Raw genomic sequence first — 18,543 nt, 5'->3', positions numbered from 1 at the left:
CTGGCGCAGGGCAGGCTCCCAGCCTCAAGTTTTATCTGGATACATGCTTTTACCCTGGACAGGCGTTGGGCCGATTCCCGACATTGCCCAAGAATTTCGCAAGAAAACCAGTTCCCCAAGAGCCACAAAAGAAGGTAGGACACCGTGAACCCGGTAATCAAAAAATTCCAGTTCGGTCAGTCGACCGTTACCCTCGAGACTGGCCGTATCGCCCGTCAGGCCTCCGGCGCAGTATTGGTCACCGTTGACGACGACGTCAGCGTATTGGTGACCGTAGTCGGTGCCAAGCAAGCCGATCCAGGCAAGGGCTTCTTCCCTCTGTCCGTTCACTACCAGGAAAAAACTTACGCTGCCGGTAAGATCCCTGGCGGTTTCTTCAAGCGTGAAGGCCGTCCTTCCGAGAAAGAAACCCTGACTTCCCGACTGATCGATCGTCCGATCCGTCCGCTGTTCCCAGAAGGCTTCATGAACGAAGTGCAGGTTGTCTGCACCGTTCTGTCCACCAGCAAGAAAACCGATCCGGACGTCGCTGCGATGATCGGTACCTCGGCTGCCCTGGCAATCTCCGGTATTCCTTTCGATGGCCCTATCGGCGCCGCCCGCGTTGCTTTCCACGAAAGCACCGGCTACCTGCTGAACCCGACTTACGAGCAACTGAAAGCTTCGAGCCTGGACATGGTCGTTGCCGGTACCTCGGAAGCCGTTCTGATGGTTGAATCGGAAGCCAAAGAGCTGACCGAAGACCAGATGCTGGGCGCTGTACTGTTTGCTCACGACGAGTTCCAGGTTGTGATCAACGCTGTTAAAGAACTGGCCGCTGAAGCTGCCAAGCCAACCTGGACCTGGGCTCCTCAGCCTGAAGCCACCGCACTGCTCGGCGCTATCCGCTCCGAGTTCGGCGCTGCGATCTCCGATGCTTACACCATCACCATCAAGGCCGACCGTTACGCTCGCCTGGGTGAGCTGAAGGATCAGGTTGTTGCCAAGCTGTCCGGTGAAGAAGGCCAGCCTTCTTCCAGCGAAGTCAAAGCAGCATTCGGCGAAATCGAGTACCGCACCGTTCGCGAAAACATCGTCAACGGCAAGCCACGTATCGACGGTCGCGACACCAAGACCGTGCGTCCTTTGAACATCGAAGTCGGTGTTCTGCCTAAGACCCACGGCTCGGCACTGTTCACCCGTGGTGAAACCCAGGCGCTGGTTGTTGCAACACTGGGCACCGCCCGTGACGCACAGCTGCTGGACACCCTGGAAGGCGAGAAAAAAGACCCGTTCATGCTGCACTACAACTTCCCTCCGTTCTCGGTAGGTGAGTGTGGTCGCATGGGTGGCGCTGGTCGTCGCGAAATCGGCCACGGTCGTCTGGCTCGTCGTTCGGTTCAGGCCATGCTGCCTGCTGCTGACGTGTTCCCGTACACCATTCGTGTTGTGTCGGAAATCACCGAGTCCAACGGTTCGAGCTCCATGGCTTCGGTCTGCGGCGCTTCCCTGGCACTGATGGATGCTGGCGTTCCGATGAAGGCGCCGGTTGCCGGTATTGCCATGGGTCTGGTTAAAGAAGGCGAGAAATTCGCCGTCCTGACCGACATCCTGGGTGACGAAGATCACCTCGGCGACATGGACTTCAAAGTAGCCGGTACCGCCAAAGGTGTTACCGCGCTGCAGATGGACATCAAGATCAAAGGCATCACCGAAGAAATCATGGAGATCGCTCTGGGCCAAGCCCTGGAAGCGCGCCTGAATATCTTGGGTCAGATGAACCAGATCATTGGCCAGTCGCGTACCGAATTGTCGGAAAACGCTCCGACCATGATCGCGATGAAAATCGACACCGACAAAATCCGTGATGTTATCGGTAAAGGCGGCGCGACCATTCGTGCGATCTGTGAAGAGACCAAGGCTTCGATCGACATCGAAGACGACGGCTCGATCAAGATCTTCGGCGAAACCAAGGAAGCTGCTGAAGCTGCACGTCAGCGCGTTCTGGGCATCACCGCTGAAGCTGAGATCGGCAAGATCTACATCGGTAAGGTTGAACGCATCGTCGACTTCGGCGCATTCGTCAACATCCTGCCGGGCAAGGACGGTCTGGTTCACATCTCGATGCTGAGCGACGCTCGCGTTGAGAAAGTGACCGACATCCTGAAAGAAGGTCAGGAAGTGGAAGTATTGGTACTGGACGTGGATAACCGCGGTCGTATCAAGCTGTCCATCAAAGACGTAGCAGCTGCCAAGGCTTCGGGCGTTTAATTACCCCGCAGTTTTAGCGCAATAAAAATGCCCCGCCGTGAAAACGGCGGGGTATTTTTTTGTCTGCTGCAAATCCTGAGCGGCCCTCAAGTTGCCGACGTTCCATACCGATGCTACGTTTAGCCCATCGCCCGTGTAGCTCAGTTGGTAGAGCAGCGCACTCGTAACGCGAAGGTCGCAGGTTCAATTCCTGTCTCGGGCACCACCGCTTTATTTCACCTTGCGGCTTAGGTCCTCAACAGTACGTTTGAGCTGATCCATTGCCCGATCCTGATCGCTGATTTTCTGCTTCAGATTTGAGATCTCGCTGTTATTCGAGCTGGAACTGGAGCCACTGTTGCGCTTGAGGTCATCCATCTGTCGACCAAGAGTGTCCAGTTTGCGTTCCTGGTCCTTGACCTTGTTCTTCAAATCATCAATTTCCTTTCCGCTCGAGCTAGCGCTTGAACCGCTGTTGCGCTTGAGTTCTTCGATTTGGCGCGTTTGGTCGTTGAGGGTGTCACGCATTTTCTTAAGTTCATCGATGCTGATGTCGCCCTGAACCACCACGTTTTTTCCGTATTCGCTATGGATTACGGAGATTCTGTCGTCCTTGGATGGACTGCTGTCGCTCCATTCGATAGCCATAGCGCTTTGCGGCAATGCCACAGCGCCCAGCAGAGCGGCCAATACAGACGCGGACACAACAGAAGATATTTTCGAAAAGCTGCGCATCACTGGGGTTCCTTGTGAACGGCGTAGTTGAATGCTGGGATGGCACATCGCTATGACTTCTAATCCTGATTTATGTTCCTCAGGTCAGTTTTTTGTGTGAGAGATGTAAAGAGGCGTGTAATTCGTGTTCCAAACGTCCTATATTCGGAACTTGCATGAGCAACACCGAGCTGTTTTCAGATGATCCCGAATGGTTCTGAAGGCCAGACAAACCGGGCTTCACGCGGTTTTTTGCGTCAGAGAGATCCTTGATGATCCAGATCCATCTTCCATTCCTAAGATCAGCGAGAACGACATGACCGTTAAAGAATTGACCCAAGCAGCCAGACACGAAGAAGCGCTCAAGAAATACTTGCTGGAATCGCCGCAACTGGCTGAAGAGATCAAGAACTTGCCTGCTGACGATCAGAAAGATCAGATTCAGTGGGCGTTCGAGGATGAGGCGGAATCGCAAGGCTTGCAGCCTTGGGAGCTGACGCTCAAGTACACATCGACCCCTGAAGAGTTCGAGGCTGCGCGCCTGGTCCTGCACAAAGAGGCGGCCGAAGTGTTGGGCGTCGAGTGGGAAGAGTACTGCGAGATGAACAATCTGGTGGTTTAAGGGCAGCTTCAATTATCAAGCGGCAAGCTACAAGTCAAAGCAGAACTGCTTGAAGCTTGAAACTTGCCGCTCGTAGCTGTTCCTTACAGGCTGAGGCGCATCGACAGGTCGACAGCCTTCACATCCTTGGTCATTGCACCAATCGAAATGTAATCCACACCGGTTTCGGCAATGGGCAGCAACGTGCTTTCGTTAATGCCGCCGCTGGCCTCCAGCTTCGCTTTGCCGCCGTTCAGGCGCACAGCTTCGCGCATGTCATCCAGGCTCAATTCATCGAGCATGATGATGTCGGCTCCGGCCGCCAGTGCTTCCTTTAGTTCATCCAGATTTTCCACTTCGATCTCCACCGGTTTACCGGGGGCAATCTTGTGTGCGGCCGTAATGGCTTCAGGGATGCCACCGCAGGCCGCAATATGGTTTTCCTTGATCAGGAAGGCGTCATACAAGCCGATTCTATGGTTGTGGCATCCACCGCACATTACGGCGTACTTCTGCGCAAGACGCAGCCCTGGCAGTGTTTTGCGAGTGTCCAGCAACTTCACCTGTGTTTGTGCGACGAAATCTGCCAGGTACTGCGATCGAGTGGCCACACCGGATAACAGTTGCAGGAAATTCAGCGCGCAGCGTTCGCCGCTCAACAGCGAGCGTGCCGGGCCTTCAAGGTGGAAGAGCGCTTGATTGGGTTTTACCCGCTCGCCGTCACGCACTTGCCAGTGCACTGCAACCCTTGGGTCCAGTTGACGGAAAACCGCATCGACCCACGCGGTGCCGGCAATGACAGCCGCATCGCGAGTGATGATGGTGGCTTTGGCCAGGCGTTCGGCGGGGATCAACTGCGCAGTGATGTCGCCGCTGCCGATGTCTTCGAGCAACGCACGGCGTACGTTGGCTTCGATTTCGGCAGTCAAATCGGCGAGACGTAGATTCGGCATAACGGACTCCACAAACAAAGTATCCCGATTATAGGGCTATGGCTGCGGGCAACCCAAGGCATCAGAGCTTGTTCCGATGCTCTAATGCCTGCATTTGGTCGATTGCTTTGAGTTGTCGCTGCTAATAAGCGGTCACATGAAAGTGTCTATTTTATTGAGGGCGCAGAGTTTTGTAGCGTCACGGACACCTTTTACAAGATAATTCGACTTGTATTTGACGTCACGACTTTGACGTTCTCATTCGGGGTTTGTCACTGCAGGAGGCTGAATGCACAACGAGGGGATTGTAGTGCCTTTGCACAAGGCTGCTACCGATCAGGCGTACTCGCCGCTCGCCCGCCTGCCCGTGGTGTTGCTTCAGGTGCGCGACCTGGCCGCCCAGCGACTGCGGCATGCCTTGCAGGAGTTGTTCGATAATGCGGATGACACGCTGTTCGAGATGTCTGACCGCGCACGCAATGACGCTCAACAGAGCTTATTTTTTGAGGCCATGCGCGACCTGCGACTGAAGCGCAAAAATATCGAACGTATTTTTTTCGAGCAATATCTCGAGGCCTTTGTCGGACTCACGCACTTGGACCTCAGCCAAGTTGTGTCGCCACACGCGTGTGCTCCTGATGATTCCACGACTCAACCCAGCGACGAGCTGGAGCGTGACGTCGCGGTTCAGGCGATGGTGGCCCGGGTGCAGAACCGTGACGGGTTTGCGCTTGACCAATTGACAGCCCGGTTTGGCGACTCGTTGGGTAGGGCGCTGACGATCCGGCAAAACCCATTGGGACCGGCAATGCTCTGCGAGTACTTCTTGCAGGCCGCACGCATTTTAGGGGTGGAGATCAGGGTCAAGCTGATCCTGCTGAAGTTATTTGAGCGCTACGTGCTCAGCGATGCCGATCAACTCTACAACGAAGCCAATCAGCTACTGAGCGCCACGGGGGTTCTGCCCGATCTCAAGGCAGCGCCAGCGCGGCGCGCGTCTGATCGTGCGGCAGCCTGCGTTCGTGAAGAGTCCGCCCACAGCCATGACCTCACGGGCAGCCTGCATCTCGATGACGGCGTTCAGGAAGTCTTCGCCGCGTTGCAAAAGCTACTGTTTCATGTGCGCGGCAGTGTCGCGCCGACGCTGGAAGCCAGTGCCAAGGCGCAGCCGCTATCCACTCGCGACTTGCTGCGCATGCTCTCGCATTTGCAGCAGTACGTGCCGACGCCAACCGCCCAAGATGACTTCGACCTGCGAAATCACCTCGAACAACTGTTGACCCTGATCAGCGTGAAAAGCGGCAAATCACGTGTGGTCGATGTGGCTGACGAGGATGTGATCAACCTGATCGCCATGCTCTTCGAGTGCATTCTCGATGACCGCAATTTGCCGGGCTCGCTAAAAGTCTTGATCGCTCGATTGCAGATCCCGATGTTGAAAGTAGCGGTGCTCGATAAAAGTTTTTTCAGCCGTTGCAATCACCCGGCCCGGCGCTTGCTCAACGAAATCGCTGCTGCCGCGATGGGCTGGGGCGCCTGCGACGACCATGAGCGTGACAGCTTGTACTTGCGTATCGAACAAGTAGTGCAACGCTTGTTAAACGATTTTATTGATGACCTGGCGATCTTTTCCGAATTGCTGGCGGATTTTCTTGCGTTTACCACTGACGAGCGCCGCCGTAGTGAGTTGCTTGAGCAACGCACCCGTGACGCCGAAGAGGGCCGCGCCAGAACCGAGCTGGCGCGTGAGCGTGTAACGCAAGCGCTTAATCAAGCATTGTTGGGCGAGGCGTTGCCACAAGCGGTGCTGACGTTTGTGCAGGAAGCCTGGAGCCAGGTATTGCTGCTGACCTGCCTCAAGCACGGTGATCAGTCTGCTGAATGGCACGCGGACGTGCGGACCATGGTGCAATTGGTCTGGAGCGTGCAGCGGCACGCAGAACCCGAGGCGCATCTGCAATTGTTGGCGCTGGTGCCTGGGTTGCTCAAGTCCCTGCGCGACGGATTAAGCAGCGCTGCGTTCGACCCGTTCGCCACCGGTGAGTTTTTCAGTGAGCTGGAGGCGTTGCATGTCCAGCTGTTCCAGCGCCCTGATTCTGGCCAGATAACGGCATCGCCGGTGATGGTGCAGGTACTGGAGGACATCACCCTGCGCAATGCAGACGAAGGACCGTTTGAAAAAGCCTCGTTGCAGTTACCTGCCGACGATGTGTATTTACTTCAGGTCGATCAGCTGCGCCCAGGCTGTTGGGTCGAGTTTCAGGAGGACGAAGAAAACGCCTTGCGCTGCAAGTTGACGGCCGTGATCGAGGCCACCGGCAAGTATATTTTCGTCAACCGGACCGGGATGAAAGTTCTGGAGCGCGGCCGAACCGAGCTTGCGCTGGAGTTTCGCCATGGCGTGGTGCGTGCGCTGGACGATACGTTACTGTTCGACCGGGCGCTGGAGTCAGTGATCGGCAACTTGCGGCGCATCAATCGCGGCAAGTAATCGCTTCACGGGGGGCTATCGCGGCATACTGGGCGCCAACGCAGTCGTCGCAGAAGGAACCGTTATGCAGTTGGACCCCGCCAGCGGTTGGTGTCAGGGCGTGAAGGTATGTCCTTCGCCCAACTTCAATGCGCGCCCCACAGGCGAAATTTCCCTGCTGGTGATTCACAACATCAGCCTGCCACCTGCACAGTTCGCTACCGGCAAAGTGCAGGCGTTTTTCCAAAATCGTCTGGATGTCACGGAGCACCCCTACTTTGAGGGGATTGCCGACCTGCGCGTGTCGGCTCATTTTTTGATCGAACGTGATGGCGTCGTCACGCAATTTGTCTCCTGTCTTGAGCGCGCCTGGCATGCTGGCGTTTCATGTTTCGATGGCCGGGAAACCTGTAATGATTTTTCCGTGGGCATCGAGCTGGAAGGCACCGATGATCAACCGTTCACCGATGCTCAATACAAAGCGTTGACGGCGCTGACCCGGCAACTGCAGAGCACGTTCAAAGCCATCACCCCACAGCGCATCTGCGGGCATAGCGATATAGCACCTGGACGCAAAACCGATCCGGGGCCTGCCTTCGATTGGGCTCGCTATCGCGCCGCGCTGGCCAAAGAGGAACAACAATGAGTTTTCTGGTGTTGCTGCTGGCGGTCTGGATCGAGAAATTCTCGGCCCTGCGTCATAAGATTCAACGCGATGGCGGCTGGTTGCGTGAATTGGCCAAACTGGAGACAAGCCCACGAATGGCAAACAGGCCATGGCTGATTCTGGCTGTGCTGGTGCTGCTGCCTGTCGCGTTGTTGGCGCTGCTATTGGTCGTTTTGGAGCCGGTGGCTTACGGCTTGCTGGCGTTGCCGGTGCACCTGCTGGTGGTGATCTACAGTCTGGGGCGTGGCGATCTGCTGGCGGAACTGGGGCCGTTTCGCGATGCCTGGCGTCGCGAAGACCTGCAAGCCGCGGCGCATGTTGCCGAGCGTGATCTGGGTATTTGCGCAGACAGTGGCGATCAATTGCTGGAGCGGGTTCAGGCTCACCTGCTGTGGGAGGCGTATCACAGCTTTTTTGCGGTGATTTTCTGGTACTTCCTGCTGGGTCCGGTCGCGGCCCTGAGTTATCGCCTTCTGGCGCTGGCAGAAGAGCACAGCCAGAACCCGACGGTGGTCGAGCGTGCTGGCCAGTTGCGCCATGCTTTCGATTGGGTCCCCGTGCGGTTGCTGGCAGCCAGTTTTGCATTGGTCGGTAACTTTGTTGCGGTCAGCCGTGTGATGTTGCACGAACTGCTGAACTGGAATATCAGTGCCGCGCAGTTGATCGAAAAGGTCGGGCTGGTGGCCGGTGAAATTCCGGCGCCGGTTGTCGGGCCCGATGGCATCAATAGCCTGGATCGCCTCTGGGAACTGCTGCTTCGCGCCGCGTTGCTTTGGTACGCAGGTTTTGCCCTGTGGACCGTCCTGCCCTGATTCCTGCTGTGTATGACGAGGGGGATTGCCCCCTCTGATCCTCGTTAACCTTAAGTTACAAAACCTTTCGCAGAATTAAGCTATACAGAGTTAGCGCCGAATAGTGGCTATCTGCTGTCTCCGTGCGCCTGCCAATAAAAATAAGAAATCAAAGGGAGACTTCACAGTGAAGAGCTTGCTCTATCCCGCCGTCGCGCTAATGAATCGCCTGAGCTTCGGCATGAAGTTCAGTCTGATCAGTGTGCTGTTCCTGATACCGATGCTGGTCACCAACTTCTATCTGGTGCGCGATGCCTACCGAGAATTTCAGGGCACACGCATCGAGCTGCAAAGTCTCGACTTGCTGGGCAGCAGCCTGACACTACGTCGTGACCTGGAGACCTTGAATAACCTGGTGCAGATCAATGTGACCCTTGGCCAGTCGGGCAAGGCCGGTAACATCGAATCACGCATCAGTGGGTTGGAGCAGGGCGTAATGGCCCGGCTGCAAGGGTTGATGCCGATGAGTACTGATCCAGAACACATCGCAGTCTTTGCAAGCAAACGCGATGAAATGATCAACGCCTTCAAGGTCCAGCAAGCGGAAACCTCCCTGCAGAGCAAAAGCGCAATGATCGGCAAACTGCTCGGCAGCGCGCAGATGCTCAGCCAGATCATCACCAGCCAGGCGGGCCTTAGTCGCGATACCCAGAGCGATATGCGCCAACTCAGCGAACTCGTTACGCACGTTACGCCAGCCGTTACCCAACTGCTTGGCGAGGGGCGGGCCATGGGTGCTTTTTCGTTGGGGCAGGGCTTTCTCAACTCCGCTACCAGCACTCGTTTCGATGAGTTATTGGCGCAGATTGAAAAGCTCCAGGGTGAATACGGGTTGAAATTGCAAGACGCGCTAGGCTCCAGCAAAGCGGCACACGATACGCTGGCGGCTCAGGCCGACAGCAGCAAGGCGTCGCTGAAAAAGGCCAGTGAGCTGTTCGAGGAAAACGTGGTGATGGCCGACACGCTCGATGCGCCATGGCAGGGTTTTTACGACCAGGTCAGCGGCCTGATGGATCAGACTTACCAGCTTAACGAAGCCACGCTGAAGTTTCTCGGCGCGCAGTTGCAACAGCGGCTGGAGCAGAATCGCACCCACATGGTGCTGCAAGCCGTGGCGCTGTCAGTGGTGTTCGTGTTGATTTTTTATCTGTATGGCGGCTTCTATGCCTCCACCCGCACCACGCTTAAACGGCTTGGCGAGATGATGGATAAAGTGGCGGCGGGTGACATGACCGTCACCTTCAAGGCGCACAGCCGCGATGAATTGGGCGAGTTGGGCGAGGTGTTCAATGGCACCGTGAAGAAAATCCACGACCTGATCGAGCGTGTCGGGCTGACCGTCGGTGAAGTCGAGCGTCAGGCTACCCAGGTTGAGAACGTTTCGGCCCAGAGCAATCAGGCAGTCGCGGGGCAGCGCACGCAGATCGAACAGGTCGCCACCGCAATGAACCAGATGTCGGCAACTTCACTTGAGGTCGCGCGCAGTGCGGCGGCGGCGGTCAGCAGCGCTCACAGCGTCAACGATGAAACCATCAGCGGTCGCGGTTTGGTGGAGTCGCAGCAGGGCAGCATTGCGGCGCTTGCCAACGAGATTGATCAGTCGGTGCTGGTGATCAATCAATTGGCCACGGACAGCCAGGCAATCAGCCGCGTGCTGGAGGTGATCAAAAGCATTGCCGAACAAACCAATTTGCTGGCCCTGAACGCCGCCATCGAAGCCGCTCGGGCCGGTGAGCAAGGACGCGGTTTTGCGGTCGTGGCAGATGAGGTGCGGACGCTGGCCAAGCGCACGCAGCAATCAACCGAAGAAATCGAACAAATGATCAGCAAGTTGCACGGCGGTGTCGGTGCGGCGGTGAAAGCCATGGGCACCAGTCACCAGATGGCGAGCGGCACCGTTGGGCAATCGGAAAAGGTCCAGCAGGCACTGGAAAATATCCTCGGCGCGGTGGGCATGATCGTCGATCAGAACCAGCAAATTGCCGCTGCCGTGGAGCAGCAAACTGCGGTGGCCCATGACATTGATCAGAACATCGTCGAGATTAACCGTGCAGGCGAGCGCACCGCGCATGGCGCGCACCAGACCGAAGATGCCAGCCGGGCGTTGTCGGCTCAGGTCGTAGAGCTGAAACAACTGATCAGCGCGTTCCGGGTATGAGCAACACGCCTGCAGGCGATTCATCGTTGCAGGCGAGTTCGCTGTTTACACATTGACTACCAGTTGAACAAGGCACAGGCATTGGCGGTGCTTTCAGCCGCCAGTTGTTCGGGGCTGATCGCCATGATCCCGGCCAGCGCCGTGCAGATATCCGGCAAGTGAGCCGGGCTGTTGCGTTGCCCCGGGAACATCGCGGGCGCCATGTCCGGGGAGTCGGTTTCCAGCACCACCGAACCCAGCGGCAATTGGGCAAGCACGCGATGCATGCGCAATGCCTGCGGCCAGGTAGCAGCGCCACCCAGGCCGAGTTTGAAACCAAGCTTGATGTATTCGCGGGCCTCTTCCTTGCTGCCGGCGAAAGCGTGAATGATGCCGCTGCGTTTCAATTTGAACCGTTTGAGCGTGGCAATCACTGCCGCATGGCTACGACGCACGTGGATCAGGGCCGGCAGATTGAAGTCGGCCGCCAGTTGCAACTGGGCGTCGAACAGTGACTGCTGACGATCACGGTCGAGTGTCTCTATGAAATAATCCAGCCCGATCTCGCCCACGGCACACAACTGTCGATGCCCCGCCAGCCGCGATAGCCAGTCGCCGAGTTCACTCAAGTCCTGTGGCCGATGTTGATCCAGGTAAACCGGATGCAAACCGAACGCTGCGTGCAAGTCTGGATCGCTTTGCACCAGGTCCCAAACCCGTTGCCAATTGCCCCGGTAAACGCCCAGCACCACCATGCGCCGAACGCCCAGTGCGCGGCTTTCTGCCAGCAGCGCCGGGCGATCTGCATCGAAGTCGGGGAAATCAAGATGAGTGTGGCTGTCGATCAGCTCCACGATTCAATCCTGGCGAATACGCTGCTTGAACGTCCGCGCGATGGCTTGTACGCCGGGCCGGTAATCAGATTGCTCGATGGCGGCCAACGCCAATTCCAGCGCTTTATCGGCAATCAGTTGATGTTGCTGGGCCATGGCGTTGACGGGCAGCGGCAGGAAGTCGAGCAATTGCGTGTCGCCAAATGTGCCGAGGCGCAGTGGCCGGGATTTCAGCGGGAAGTCGTGCAGTGCATCGAAAACGCCCTGCAGCAACACGTAAGAGGTAGTGACCAGTGCATCTGGCAAATGCCCCAGACGCTGCAGCATTTCTTCCATTAATTGCTTGCCGCACTCGCGGCTGAACGATTCGCCATGTTCGATCAGCACTTCGCCTTTGAACCCGGCCAGCGCCTCTTTGAAACCTGCCGCCCGCTCCTGGCTGATGCTGAGCTCCGGACGTGCACCGATCAGGGCGATTTGCTTGGGCAACGGGTTCAGCAGGCTGCGGGTCAGTTGCAGGCTGGCTTCGCGGTCGTCGCTGATCACCGAGCAGAAATGCTCGGGCTCCATCACCCGGTCGATGGCGATGATCGGAATGCCCTTGGCCTGCAGTTGCCGATAACTGTCATCACCGGCCGGCAGGCAACTGGCAACGATCAATGCATCGCAGCGTCGGGCGCGGAACAGCTGCAGCAATTGTCGCTCGCTGTCGGGCGCGTCGTCGGAGCTGGCGATCAGCAACTGGTAGCCGCGAGCACGGGCGCCCTGTTCCAGCAGCTTGGCGATTCGTGCGTAACTGGGGTTTTCCAGGTCCGGCAGAATGAACCCGAGCGTGCGGGTGTGGCGGCTGCGCAATCCCGCCGCTTGCGGGTTAGGCGTAAAGCCGTGTTGTTCGACCACGGCACGCACGCGCTCGACGGTTGCGCTGCTGATGCGTTGCTGTTCGGCCTTACCGTTAATGACATAACTGGCGGTGGTAACGGACACACCGGCCAACTGTGCGATATCACTGAGTTTCAACTCGGGATTTCCTTGTTTTTTCGAGCTTGCCCCGACATTTTCGTCAATCCTACCCGATTACGACACACGACCATTGCCTTCGCACATCCGACAAGTTGGACTTCAACGTTTGGAGATTATCGAGTAACGTGCCAAACATTCTAGATTAAACGTTTCAGCAGGCGTATTTTCTAGCTTATAAGTGCTTTTGGCCGGTTCTGCCGTGAAACCGCCAAAAGTGATGATTAAGCGCCTAAGCTGACTCATTCAAAACAATACCTGGTGCCTCTTGGCGCCAAAAAGGAGAAAGCATGCTCGAGCTCACCATAGAGCAGATTTCCATGGGCCAGTCGGCTGTGGATAAATCGGCAGCCTTGCAGTTGCTCGCCCGGCATCTGGTTGCCGATGGCCTGGTGGCCGACGGTTACCTCGCCGGGTTGCAGGCGCGTGAAGCCCAGGGCTCGACCTTTCTCGGCCAAGGTATCGCCATTCCCCACGGTACGCCCGACACCCGCGATCAGGTGTTTTCCACCGGTGTGCGCCTGATGCAATTTCCAGATGGAGTGGACTGGGGCGACGGCCAGATCGTGTACCTGGCGATTGGTATTGCGGCCAAGTCGGATGAACACCTGCGTTTGCTGCAACTGCTGACCCGCGCGCTCGGCGAGACCGATCTGGGCCAGGCTTTGCGTCGCGCAAGTTCCGCCGAGGCGTTGCTGAAGTTGCTGCAGGGCGCCCCGCAGGAATTGGCACTGGATGCGCAAATGATCGGCCTCGGCGTTTCTGCCGATGATTTCGAAGAACTGGTGTGGCGCGGCGCACGTTTACTGCGTCAGGCTGATTGCGTGAGCAACGGTTTTGCGGCGGTATTGCAGCAGGTCGAGGCGCTGCCGCTGGGTGATGGCTTGTGGTGGTTGCACAGCGAACAAACGGTTAAACGCCCGGGGCTGGCGTTTGTCACACCGGACAAACCGATGCGCTATCTCGGCCAGCCGCTCAGTGGCCTGTTCTGCCTGGCCAGCCTTGGCGAAGCGCATCAGGCGCTGCTCGAACGTCTTTGCGCGCTGCTCATCGAAGGACGCGGCCATGAACTGGGCCGCGCAACCAGCAGCCGCAAAGTCCTCGAAGTACTGGGTGGTGAACTGCCGCCAGACTGGCCGAGCGCGCGCATAGCCCTGGCCAATGCCCATGGTTTGCATGCGCGCCCGGCGAAGATCCTCGCGCAACTGGCAAAAAGTTTTGACGGCGAAATTCGCGTACGTATCGTCGATGGCCAGGACAGCGCCGTGTCGGTGAAGAGTTTGAGCAAGCTGCTAAGTCTAGGCGCCCGCCGCGGCCAAGTGCTTGAGTTTGTCGCAGAGCCGGGCATCGCTGCTGACGCATTGCCGGCCTTGTTGGCGGCTATTGAAGAAGGCCTCGGTGAAGAAGTCGAGCCGTTGCCAGCCGTCAGTCAACAGCGCGCCATAGTCGCCGATGTCGCCCAGGTGCTGATCGCGCCCGCGTCCGGCAGCCTGGTGCAAGCCATCGCCGCCGCACCGGGAATCGCCATCGGCCCTGCGCATGTTCACGTGCTGCAAACCATCGATTACCCGTTGCGTGGTGAGTCCGCGGCCATCGAGCGCGAGCGCCTCAAGCAAGCGCTGGCCGATGTGCGGCGTGATATCCAGGGCTTGATTGAACGCAGTACATCCAAAGCCATTCGCGAAATTTTCATCACCCACCAGGAAATGCTCGACGACCCGGAGCTGTCCGATGAAGTCGACACTCGCCTTAAGCAAGGTGAGAGCGCCGAAGCGGCGTGGATGAATGTGATCGAAGCGGCGGCTAAACAACAGGCATCGCTGCAGGATGCGTTGCTCGCCGAACGTGCGGCGGACTTGCGCGACATCGGTCGCCGAGTGTTGGCGCAATTGAGCGGCATCGAGACGTCCGACGAACCTGATCAACCGTACATCCTGGTCATGGATGAAGTGGGACCGTCCGACGTCGCACGTCTCGATCCGACGCGCGTGGCTGGCATTCTCACCGCTCGCGGCGGCGCCACCGCGCACAGCGCAATCGTCGCCCGAGCGCTTGGAATTCCGGCGTTGGTCGGTGCCGGTGCCGCAGTATTGCTGCTGGCGCCAGGCACGCCGTTGCTGATCGATGGCCAACGCGGTCGGCTGCACGTGGACGCGGATGCGGCGACCTTGCAGCGCGCCACCGAGGAACGCGACAGCCGCGATCAACGCCTCAAAGCCGCTGCCGAACAACGCCATCAGCCCGCACTGACCCGCGATGGGCATGCGGTGGAAGTGTTCGCCAATATCGGCGAGAGCGCAGGCGTCGTCAGTGCCGTGGAGCAGGGCGCCGAAGGCATTGGCTTGCTGCGCACTGAACTGATTTTCATGGCGCATTCGCAAGCACCCGATGAGGCCACTCAGGAAGCCGAATACCGTCGGGTACTTGATGGCCTCGCCGGACGCCCATTAGTGGTCCGCACGCTTGATGTCGGTGGCGACAAACCATTGCCGTATTGGCCGATCGCCAAAGAGGAAAATCCCTTTCTTGGGGTACGCGGTATTCGTCTGACGCTGCAACGACCGGCGATCATGGAAGCGCAATTGCGTGCCTTGCTGCGTGCGGCCGACAACCGTCCGTTGCGCATCATGTTCCCAATGGTCGGCAGTGTTGATGAGTGGCGCCAGGCGCGGGACATGACCGAACGTTTGCGTCTGGAAATCCCGGTGGCGGATCTGCAACTTGGGATCATGATCGAGGTCCCTTCTGCTGCGTTGCTGGCGCCGGTACTGGCCAAAGAAGTCGACTTTTTCAGCGTCGGCACCAACGACCTGACTCAATACACCTTGGCGATCGACCGCGGCCATCCCACGTTGTCAGCCCAGGCTGACGGCTTGCACCCGGCGGTGCTGCAATTGATCGACATCACCGTGCGCGCGGCGCACGCCAACGGTAAATGGGTGGGCGTGTGCGGCGAATTGGCTGCCGATCCGCTGGCCGTTCCGGTGCTGGTGGGGCTGGGTGTCGATGAGTTGAGCGTGTCGGGCCGCAGCATTGCCGAGGTCAAGGCACGCATCCGCGAACTCAGCCTGACCCAAGTACAAACCCTTGCTCAACAGGCGTTGGCCGTGGGCAGCGCCGATGAAGTGCGCGCATTAGTGGAGGCCCTGTAATGGCCCGGATTCTTACCCTGACCCTCAACCCGGCGCTGGATTTGACTGTTCAGTTGCCGCGTCTGGATGCCGGTCAGGTCAATCGCAGCGACGCGATGCACACTCACGCCGCCGGCAAAGGGGTGAACGTGGCGCAGGTGTTGGCAGACCTCGGCCATCAACTGACTGTCAGCGGGTTCCTGGGTGAAGACAATCTTCAGGCGTTCGAAACGCTGTTCGCCAAACGCGGCTTTGTCGACGCGTTTATCCGCGTTGCCGGTGAGACTCGCAGCAACATCAAACTGGCGGAAAGCGACGGTCGTATTACCGACGTCAATGGTCCGGGGCCAGTGGTCAGTGCCGCCGCGCAACAAGCACTGCTTGATCGGCTGGACCAGATCGCACCGGGTCACGACGTCGTCGTCGTTGCCGGTAGCCTGCCGCAAGGCATCAGTGCGCAGTGGTTACAGGCGCTGATTGTGCGTTTGAAAAATCTTGGTTTGAAAGTCGCTCTCGACACCAGCGGCGATGCTTTGCGAACCGCACTCAAGGCTGGCCCATGGCTGATCAAACCGAACACCGAAGAGTTGGCGCAGGTGCTGGGTCGCGAAGTGTCTTCGGTCAAGGCGCAAGCCGAGGTCGCGAGCCATTTGCATACACAAGGCGTGGAGCACGTGGTGATTTCTCACGGCGCCGAGGGCGTGAACTGGTTCAGTGTCGGTACGGCACTGCACGCCACGCCGCCCAAGGTCAACGTCGCAAGTACGGTGGGTGCGGGCGACTCGTTGCTGGCGGGCATGCTCCACGGTTTGTTGAACGCCGATACGCCCGAACAGACCTTGCGCACAGCCACCGCGATTGCGGCGATGGCGGTTACACAGATCGGTTTCGGTATTGACGATGTAACGCAACTGGCGCGGCTTGAACAGGACGTGCGCATGCGCGTCCTGACAGAACAATAAGAGGGTTTGTAATGAATTTAGCCATTGTTACTGCCTGCCCGAACGGCATGGTCACCAGTGTTCTGTGCGCTCGTTTGCTTGCCGCCGCGGCTCAGCGTCAAGGCTTCAGTACCAGCGTTGAAGTGACCGATCTGGCGCACCCGGAACGTCAGTTGTCAGCCGCCACGATTGAGGCGGCAGAGTGGGTATTACTGGTCACCAGCGCACCGGTGGACATGTCGCGATTTGTCGGCAAGCGTGTGTTCCAAAGCACTCCGGCGCAAGCGCTGCAAGACGTTGAAGCGGTGTTGCGTCGAGGCGCAGCAGAGGCTCATGTTTACGTTGCACCGCCAGCGGCCGTCGAGCCTGTGGCGCCAGCACCCAATGCGCCGCGTCTGGTCGCAATCACCGCTTGCCCCACCGGCGTGGCCCACACGTTCATGGCCGCTGAAGCTTTGCAACAGGCCGCCAAACGCCTGGGCTACGATCTGCAAGTCGAAACCCAAGGCTCGGTTGGCGCGCGCAATCCATTGAGCGCGGCGGCGATTGCCGATGCGGATGTGGTGCTGCTGGCCTGCGATATCGAAGTCGCGACCGAGCGTTTCGCCGGCAAGAAAATCTACCGCTGTGGCACCGGAATTGCGTTGAAGCACGCCGAATCCACGTTGAAAAAAGCCCTGGCCGAAGGCAAGCAGGAAAGCGCTGCGACGGGGGCCAAAGGTCCGGCTAAACAAGAGAAGACCGGCGTCTATAAACACCTGCTGACGGGCGTGTCGTTCATGTTGCCGATGGTGGTGGCGGGCGGTCTGATGATCGCGCTGTCGTTTGTATTCGGCATTACCGCGTTCAAGGAGCCCGGTACGTTGGCCGCGGCGCTGATGCAGATCGGCGGCGAAACCGCGTTCAAGTTGATGGTGCCGCTGCTCGCGGGTTACATCGCGTATTCGATTGCTGACCGTCCGGGCCTGGCGCCGGGGATGATCGGCGGCCTGCTGGCGAGCACGTTGGGCGCAGGTTTTATCGGCGGGATCATTGCCGGTTTCATCGCCGGTTACGCCGCGCAGGCAATCAATCGTTATGCACGCCTGCCGCAAAGTCTTGAAGCCCTGAAACCTATCCTGATCATTCCGTTGCTGGCGAGCCTGTTCACCGGTTTGGTGATGATCTATGTGGTCGGCAAACCGGTCGCCGGGATGCTCGAAGGCCTTACACACTTCCTCGACAGCATGGGCACCACCAATGCCATCCTGCTGGGAGTGTTGCTCGGCGGCATGATGTGTGTCGACCTGGGCGGGCCGATCAACAAAGCGGCTTACGCATTTTCGGTGGGGCTGCTGGCTTCGCAAAGTTACGCCCCAATGGCGGCAACCATGGCGGCCGGTATGGTGCCGCCGATTGGTCTGGGCATTGCGACGTTTATTGCACGGCGCAAATTTGCCCAGACCGAGCGCGAGGCCGGTAAAGCGGCGCTGGTATTGGGCTTGTGTTTTATCTCTGAAGGCGCGATTCCGTTCGCTGCCAAAGACCCTTTGCGGGTGATTCCGGCGAGCATCGCAGGTGGCGCGTTGACCGGTGCGTTGTCGATGTATTTCGGCTGCAAACTGATGGCGCCGCACGGCGGATTGTTTGTGCTGGCGATTCCGAATGCGATCAACCATACGCTGCTGTACCTGCTGGCGATTGTGGCCGGCAGCCTGCTGACGGCGGTTGCCTATGCAGTGCTCAAGCGACCAGAGGTGGTTGAGCTGGCGCTGGAGCCCGCCAAGGCCTGAATCGACCCGTCGCAGGAGGCTGCCTTGCCCGTGATGGCGATGTCGATGTCGAGGACGCCATCGCCGGCAAGCCGGGCACCTACAGATCTGGGCCAGCGGGCGAAATCACTGGCCTGACGCAAACCCGTAGGAAACTGGCTTGCCAGTGATGGCGATGGCGATGGCGATGTCGAGGACGCCATCGCCGGCAAGCCGGGCTCCTACAGATCTGGGCCAGCGCCCGAAATCACGGCCTCCCGCAAACC

At 58.4% G+C, this 18,543-nt stretch carries 13 protein-coding genes and 1 tRNA gene; 10 read left to right on the top strand and 4 right to left on the bottom strand.

Features of this window, described 5'->3' with window-relative positions:
- Positions 1–144: 144 nt before the first annotated feature.
- Both pnp and ACQR3R_RS16515 read left to right on the top strand, forming a co-directional pair.
- On the top strand, positions 145–2,250 hold the full coding sequence (pnp, locus tag ACQR3R_RS16520; RefSeq protein ID WP_428273344.1) for a polyribonucleotide nucleotidyltransferase: 2,106 nt from the start codon (positions 145–147) through the stop codon (positions 2,248–2,250).
- 129 nt (positions 2,251–2,379) lie between these two features.
- Positions 2,380–2,455: transfer RNA gene (locus tag ACQR3R_RS16515), tRNA-Thr, on the top strand.
- Positions 2,456–2,460: 5 nt separating this feature from the next.
- Here ACQR3R_RS16515 and ACQR3R_RS16510 read toward each other — a convergent pair.
- On the bottom strand, positions 2,461–2,964 hold the full coding sequence (locus ACQR3R_RS16510; RefSeq protein WP_428273343.1) for a hypothetical protein: 504 nt from the start codon (positions 2,962–2,964) through the stop codon (positions 2,461–2,463).
- 295 nt (positions 2,965–3,259) lie between these two features.
- Here ACQR3R_RS16510 and ACQR3R_RS16505 point away from each other — a divergent pair, with 295 nt between their 5' ends.
- A complete protein-coding gene (locus ACQR3R_RS16505) occupies positions 3,260–3,565 on the top strand; it encodes a DUF6388 family protein (RefSeq protein ID WP_428273342.1) in 306 nt (101 codons plus the stop codon).
- Positions 3,566–3,648: 83 nt separating this feature from the next.
- On the opposite strand, the gene nadC is transcribed toward ACQR3R_RS16505, so the two are convergent.
- Positions 3,649–4,497 (bottom strand): carboxylating nicotinate-nucleotide diphosphorylase, encoded by an 849-nt coding sequence (gene nadC, locus ACQR3R_RS16500; RefSeq protein WP_428273341.1) that lies wholly within the window; start codon positions 4,495–4,497, stop codon positions 3,649–3,651.
- Between the two features lie 268 nt (positions 4,498–4,765).
- Between nadC and ACQR3R_RS16495 the strand changes: the two genes are divergently transcribed.
- The 4 genes from ACQR3R_RS16495 to ACQR3R_RS16480 all read left to right on the top strand — a co-directional run bounded on the left by ACQR3R_RS16495 (position 4,766) and on the right by ACQR3R_RS16480 (position 10,622).
- Positions 4,766–6,967 (top strand): DUF1631 family protein, encoded by a 2,202-nt coding sequence (locus ACQR3R_RS16495; protein ID WP_428273340.1) that lies wholly within the window; start codon positions 4,766–4,768, stop codon positions 6,965–6,967.
- Between the two features lie 64 nt (positions 6,968–7,031).
- Positions 7,032–7,592, top strand: coding sequence for a 1,6-anhydro-N-acetylmuramyl-L-alanine amidase AmpD (gene ampD / locus ACQR3R_RS16490; RefSeq protein ID WP_428273339.1), 561 nt, complete (start codon positions 7,032–7,034; stop codon positions 7,590–7,592).
- Positions 7,589–8,425: a regulatory signaling modulator protein AmpE gene (gene ampE, locus ACQR3R_RS16485; protein WP_428273338.1), complete on the top strand. Its 837-nt coding sequence runs from the start codon at positions 7,589–7,591 to the stop codon at positions 8,423–8,425. The genes ampD and ampE overlap by 4 nt, the downstream gene beginning before the upstream one ends.
- Before the next feature lie 166 nt (positions 8,426–8,591).
- A complete protein-coding gene (locus ACQR3R_RS16480; RefSeq protein WP_428273337.1) occupies positions 8,592–10,622 on the top strand; it encodes a methyl-accepting chemotaxis protein in 2,031 nt (676 codons plus the stop codon).
- Positions 10,623–10,678: 56 nt separating this feature from the next.
- Here ACQR3R_RS16480 and ACQR3R_RS16475 read toward each other — a convergent pair whose 3' ends face one another.
- A complete protein-coding gene (locus ACQR3R_RS16475) occupies positions 10,679–11,455 on the bottom strand; it encodes a TatD family hydrolase (RefSeq protein WP_428273336.1) in 777 nt (258 codons plus the stop codon).
- A 3-nt stretch (positions 11,456–11,458) separates the two neighbouring features.
- Positions 11,459–12,454, bottom strand: a complete 996-nt coding sequence (cra, locus tag ACQR3R_RS16470; RefSeq protein WP_428273335.1) for a catabolite repressor/activator — start codon at positions 12,452–12,454, stop codon at positions 11,459–11,461.
- A 290-nt stretch (positions 12,455–12,744) separates the two neighbouring features.
- Between cra and ptsP the strand changes: the two genes are divergently transcribed.
- From ptsP to ACQR3R_RS16455, 3 genes are read left to right on the top strand one after another with little or no spacing between them, the layout of a single operon-like run.
- Positions 12,745–15,606, top strand: coding sequence for a phosphoenolpyruvate--protein phosphotransferase (gene ptsP / locus ACQR3R_RS16465; protein ID WP_428273334.1), 2,862 nt, complete (start codon positions 12,745–12,747; stop codon positions 15,604–15,606).
- Positions 15,606–16,547 carry a 1-phosphofructokinase gene (gene pfkB, locus ACQR3R_RS16460; protein WP_428273333.1) on the top strand — a complete coding sequence of 314 codons (942 nt, stop codon included), beginning with the start codon at positions 15,606–15,608 and terminating at the stop codon, positions 16,545–16,547. The genes ptsP and pfkB overlap by 1 nt, the downstream gene beginning before the upstream one ends.
- Positions 16,548–16,558: 11 nt before the next feature.
- Positions 16,559–18,298: a PTS fructose-like transporter subunit IIB gene (locus ACQR3R_RS16455; protein ID WP_428273332.1), complete on the top strand. Its 1,740-nt coding sequence runs from the start codon at positions 16,559–16,561 to the stop codon at positions 18,296–18,298.
- Positions 18,299–18,543: the final 245 nt, after the last annotated feature.

This window comes from Gordonia sp. IEGM753, from assembly GCF_050321825.1.
Taxonomy (GTDB): Bacteria; Pseudomonadota; Gammaproteobacteria; order Pseudomonadales; family Pseudomonadaceae; genus Aquipseudomonas.
Note: the sequence above shows the minus strand (reverse complement) of the source record. Positions and strands in the feature narration are given on the sequence as shown.